5 protein-coding genes are annotated in these 5,204 nt (G+C 33.5%); 4 read left to right on the top strand and 1 reads right to left on the bottom strand.

Annotation, left to right across the window (positions count from 1 at the left end):
• Positions 1-503 precede the first annotated feature (503 nt).
• Genes ENL20_05685 through ENL20_05675 form a run of 3 tightly spaced genes read left to right on the top strand, consistent with a single transcriptional unit; the run spans position 504 to position 3,104 of the window.
• The gene (locus ENL20_05685; GenBank protein HHE38047.1) at positions 504-866 is read left to right on the top strand and encodes an aspartate 1-decarboxylase; all 363 of its coding nucleotides are present in this window, start codon (positions 504-506) and stop codon (positions 864-866) included.
• A gap of 42 nt (positions 867-908) precedes the next feature.
• Positions 909-1,736, top strand: a complete 828-nt coding sequence (locus ENL20_05680; GenBank protein HHE38046.1) for a pantoate--beta-alanine ligase — start codon at positions 909-911, stop codon at positions 1,734-1,736.
• Between the two features lie 30 nt (positions 1,737-1,766).
• Complete coding sequence (locus tag ENL20_05675; protein ID HHE38045.1) at positions 1,767-3,104, top strand: DUF2851 family protein; 1,338 nt, start codon at positions 1,767-1,769, stop codon at positions 3,102-3,104.
• A 328-nt stretch (positions 3,105-3,432) separates the two neighbouring features.
• Here ENL20_05675 and ENL20_05670 read toward each other — a convergent pair whose 3' ends face one another.
• Entirely contained in the window at positions 3,433-4,716 is a 1,284-nt protein-coding gene (locus ENL20_05670; protein ID HHE38044.1) for an HD domain-containing protein, read from the bottom strand.
• A gap of 145 nt (positions 4,717-4,861) precedes the next feature.
• Here ENL20_05670 and ENL20_05665 point away from each other — a divergent pair, with 145 nt between their 5' ends.
• Positions 4,862-5,191, top strand: coding sequence for a hypothetical protein (locus ENL20_05665; protein ID HHE38043.1), 330 nt, complete (start codon positions 4,862-4,864; stop codon positions 5,189-5,191).
• The last annotated feature ends 13 nt before the right edge of the window (positions 5,192-5,204 follow it).

The raw sequence follows: 5,204 nt of genomic DNA, 5'->3' as shown, positions 1-5,204 counted from the left end.
GGAATAGAACTGTATTAGCCGCTTAAAAAACCAAACTTACCAATCCCGATGTATCGGAATCGTGAAAATTTCAAAACTGACGATTCTCCTCATTCCCAATTTTTTTTGGGAATGTGATTTTCTAAAAAGTTTTTCTTTGATTTTTGAGGAGGTTATACATATTCGAAATGAAATTTCTTATCCAATTATGTTCCCAAATAAAATTTGGGAACAAGCCAAACTTCATCCCAATCGAAGAGTGGCTTTTTTTTCTGTGCTTGCCATAGAAAAAAAATAGTAACTTTGCGGAAGTTCTTCGCAAGAAAACCCAAGGTAGATAACTTTCGCAAAGTGGTTGGTCATTTTCCGAAAAACTTCGTGTTTCCTCGTTTTTATCCTTGACTTTATATTTCATAGAATTTCAAAAGAACCGGATTTGATTCGTGGGAAATAGATAAATGTATATCATTATCAATTTGTTAAAAACGGATTTGATTTTGAAATAAAAAAATTCAGGAGAAAAAATGCAAAGAACAATGCTTCTTTCCAAAATACACAGAGCGCGAATAACACAGAGAGACTTAAATTATATCGGCAGTATAACAATAGATAAAAAATTACTCGAAGCCAGCGGGATGAAACCAAACGAGAAAGTCGATGTCTATAATATAGATAATGGAAACCGATTTTCCACTTATATCATCGAAGGGGAAGCAGGTTCCGGAATTATCGGGATAAACGGTGCTGCTGCCAGGTTGGTTACGATTGGAGACAAAGTTATTATTGTAAATTTTGCCGAAATGAATGAAGAAGAAATCAGAGATTATAAACCAAAAGTGATCGTAATCGAGGATGATCATAATAAGAAATTTTATGACTTAGATTAAAACTTGCCAAATTTTTGAAATTTGGCAAGTTTCATTCAAAAAATGAAACCCAAAATAATCAAAACAATCCAAGAAATGCAAAATACAAAACTTTCCGGAAAGGTCGGTTTTGTTCCCACCATGGGTTTTCTTCATAAAGGTCATTTAAGTTTGATCAGAGCAGCAAAAAGAGATTGCGATACAGTTGTGGTCAGCATTTTTGTAAATCCTTCCCAATTCGGACCGAATGAAGATTTATCTCAATATCCCCGTGATTTTGTTCAAGATGTAAAACTACTTTCCGGATTGGAAGTTGATTATATTTTTTTTCCAACTGAAAAAGAAATGTATCCAGATGATTTTAAAACCTGGGTGAATGTTGATAAGATAACAACTATCCTTTGTGGAAAATCCCGTCCTATTCATTTTCAAGGTGTAACAACAATTGTTGCCAAACTGATGAATATAGTGAATCCTGACATGATGTTCTTGGGAGAGAAAGATTTTCAACAGATTGTTGTTTTAGAACAGATGATCCGAGACTTGAATTTCAAAACAAAAATAGTAAGATGTCCTCTTATCAGGGAAAAAGACGGACTGGCAATGAGCTCTCGCAATAAATATTTGTCAGAAAAAGGAAGACAGGAGGCTCTTTGTCTTTATCTTTCTTTACTTCAGGCAAAATCAGAATTTCAGAATGGTAATTTTGATTCATTATCAATGAAGAAAAAGATGGAGAAGTTAATTCACAAAAACAATGGAATTATTGATTATATTGAGTTTGTTGATCCTACATCTCTGGAATCGAAAGCAAAAGTGCGAAAGGGTGACAGAGTTTTGCTCGCTGTCTGGATTGAAGATACAAGATTGATTGACAATATGGAAATTTAAATTTTAAATTTGATCATAGATTTGGGATAAATGCAATTCTCCGAAAAATTTTTATATCATATCTGGGATGCCCAGCATCTACAGAAGAAACTTCAAACAATTTCCGGAAAATCTCTGAAAATAATGTTTCAGGGGCAATGGAATACAGATGCAGGACCTGACTTCAAAAATGCGATCATCCAATTTGAAGGAGAAGTTCTGCGTGGAGATGTAGAAGTGCATTTAGAGACTCATGATTGGAATTCACATCATCACCATGAAGATAAGAATTATAACAATGTAATTTTGCATATTGTGTTTAAACATAACGGACAATATCCTTTTACGGTCAGCGAGAATGGTGAAAAGATCGAGATATTAGAGTTGCAGAATTATTTAGATAAAAATATTACAAAGTTATTAAAAGAACACAAACATAAGAAATTTGTTGTTGAGGATAAATTCTGCAGTTTTTTTGCAGGACTTGATAATGAATCGCTCCAATTGCTACTTCTCAAATCAGGTTCAGAAAGATTGGAAAAGAAGATCAAACGCTTTGGAGCAGAACTGTTTTTCTCTGATTTTAACCAGTTGTTTATGCAGGGACTATTCGAGTCCCTTGGGTACAGCAAGAATAAATTCCAGATGCTGCAATTAGCTCTCAAGTTTCCGTATTCTAAATTAAAAGAGTTTTATCGAAATGGAATGACCAAAGACGAACTTTTAACTCTCTGGTTATGCAGTTCCGATTTGATCAGTCATCTCCCGAAAACATTTCCGCGCGAGTTTGTTTCTAAATGGAAAGAGTTATATCAGAAACAGGGATTTTCTAAAGAAATTTTCGATCTTGACTGGAAATTATTTCGTATTCGACCGATAAATCATCCTGCGGTCAGAATTTTGCAGATCATTGATCTCATCTATGAGAATCTTGAAAATCCTTTATTTAACAATGTGCTGAAGGTTTTTTCCTTTACTGATAAGAAGATAAAAATGAATAAATTTAAAGGCAGGATTTATTCGTTGTTACAGGTCAAAGGCGACGAATCATCATATTCATTCTTGCCGGAGAAATATCAGATTGGAAAATCCCGTGTTGATATAATTATAATCAATATTCTAATTCCGTTAGCAATTCTATATGCTCGAAAAATGTCGTATTCAGAATTGGATAATGTTGCGAAAAAAGTTTATCAAGAATTCCACGGTTTACCAGGAAATTTTATAACTCAATTCATGGAAAGATTTATGAGTGATACTCAAAGAAAAATTGTTTCAAAAAAAGCCATTTATCAACAGGGAATTTTAAAATTGTATTTTGATTTTTGTCAGCATCACAATTGTGAAATGTGTGTACAATTTAAAAAGGAATTGATCAGTTCTATGTGAAATGATTCGGCTCGTAAGGAACGACGAGTCGAAACATTTAGACGGTGTCATAATTTTTAGATCAAAGTAAAACTTTTTAGCAATTGCATTCCCAAATTTAATTTGGAAATGAGAAAGAAACATTAATCATCAAATTTATTCTATAGGAAAAACCGACAAAGAAAAATGACTTTAGTCGGGTGATGACGGAATGAATTCCAAAAAATTGTTTTGTGATGTGTGCCATTCATTGAAATGAATGGTTAGTGTTTGAGATTTATAGTTTTTTAAATTTATTAGATATTCGGAGTTAGAAATTTAGACTTCAACCTGGCAGGTTGATTTACCGTCACTCTTTCAGACCTTCTTCCGTGAACTTGAAATTCTTTTCTTTAAATATCTTCAAACATGCATCGACAACACTTTCATCAAAGTATGAACCTCTTTTATTACTGATTTCCTTCATTGCCTTCTCAATTCCCAGAGCTGCTCGATAGGGACGATGAGAGGCAATCGCTTCCACCACATCAGCAAGACCGATAATTCTGGCTTCCATGAGTATCTGCTTTTTTGTCAGATTTCGAGGATAACCGCTTCCGTCCATCCTTTCATGATGCTGATAAACGATCTCTGCAATCGGCCAGGGGAAACGAATATTCTTCAAAATATCGAATCCGACCTTACTGTGATTCATGATCACATTGAATTCCATATCTGAAATTTTTCCGGGTTTTGTCAAAATATCGGAAGGAACTGCAACTTTTCCAATATCATGAATTCTTGCTGTATAACCAATTCCTTTTATCCTTTCGCTTTCCATACCCATTTCTTGAGCAATAGCTTCGGAAAGCTCACAAACCCGTCTTTGATGATTAGCAGTATAAGGATCCCTGATTTCTGAAATTGAGATCATTGCCTTCACAATATCATTAGTTGCCTGATCCTGCATATCAATGCTCTGTCTTAATTTTTCTTCGGCATGTAGCTGTTCTGTTACATCATTGATCAGAAGAATAGCACCGTCGAACCTGTTTTCATTATATAATGGTATACCGATTACTTTAGCATAAGTTTTTTTCTTTAAATGATTCAGGAAGATCGTTTCAATCTCTGCTTTTCTACCTTTCAGGATGTAGTTGAAAACCGGGATCATATCGGTTTCCTGGAAAGCAGCGATTTTCCTGATATTGATCCCCCGAAAATTGGGAATAGCTTTTGATGGAATTCCCAATATCTTTTCAATGGTAGGATTTTCATATTCGACGGTCAGGTTTTCGTCTAATTTAATAATTCCAGTAGGTGAATATTTCAGGATCTCATTATATGCTTTTGACATTCCGGAATAAGTACTTTTTGTTTTGACAACCTTTTTTTTGCTTTCTTCTTCTAATTTTGTATATGATTTTTCAATTATTGCCAATCTTTCAGTTCTTTCAGCTAATAATTTTTTCAGTTTTGTATTGGAATTATTAGTTTTTTCAATAGAATCCAGCAAACTGTCATTGCTCCTAATCAGTGTTTTATTTTTTGATTTGAAAACAATAATTAAAATTAACTGGAAAAAAATTATAAATCCGATTACTGCCGATGGGATCAGATTTTCCCGCACAAAGCTAATTATCTGTTCGAGCATAAAATCTCCTTATAAAAAACAAGATTAAAGTCGTTGAAGTTGGTTTTTGGTGTCAAGGAGAAAATTGGGTAGTTTTTTTTTACAGGAAATTGTATCTCAATTATGACAAAATCTGATTTATTATGAATACATCAATAAGGATTTCATGGAAATCAAATCAGATTCTTTCCTTTTTGATATATCTGCTCAAGCCGGAATGATCCATTCCCAATTTTTCAGCGGTTATTCTGGCATGTCTCTTGTTTTTATGGTAATGATAAGTTATATACTTTTTCTTAAAAAAAGTTTTGGCATCCTTATAGTTTTCAATGTTGAGAAGATGATAAAATGTGTCGCTCTGCTTGCCATGTTGTTGGGAGACATAACTATTAAACTCATTTATGATAATTTCATTATCGATTATTTCATTATTGAGAAAAACTTTCTCACAGAAATTCATCAACTGACGAACATTTCTTTCCCAGCGGTAATTTAATAAAGGCTTCTTT

Source organism: Candidatus Cloacimonadota bacterium (assembly GCA_011372345.1).
GTDB lineage: Bacteria > Cloacimonadota > Cloacimonadia > Cloacimonadales > TCS61 > DRTC01.
The sequence above is the reverse complement of the archived record's forward strand: the minus strand, read 5'-3'. Positions and strand labels throughout refer to the sequence as shown.

What these genes read in the sequence shown, in the direction of transcription:
- ENL20_05670 (HHE38044.1), bottom strand. Translation starts at nt 4,716, where the DNA reads ATGCTCGAACAGATAATTAGCTTTGTGCGGGAAAATCTGATCCCATCG.
- ENL20_05680 (HHE38046.1), top strand. Translation starts at nt 909, where the DNA reads ATGAAACCCAAAATAATCAAAACAATCCAAGAAATGCAAAATACAAAA.
- ENL20_05685 (HHE38047.1), top strand. Translation starts at nt 504, where the DNA reads ATGCAAAGAACAATGCTTCTTTCCAAAATACACAGAGCGCGAATAACA.
- ENL20_05665 (HHE38043.1), top strand. Translation starts at nt 4,862, where the DNA reads ATGGAAATCAAATCAGATTCTTTCCTTTTTGATATATCTGCTCAAGCC.
- ENL20_05675 (HHE38045.1), top strand. Translation starts at nt 1,767, where the DNA reads ATGCAATTCTCCGAAAAATTTTTATATCATATCTGGGATGCCCAGCAT.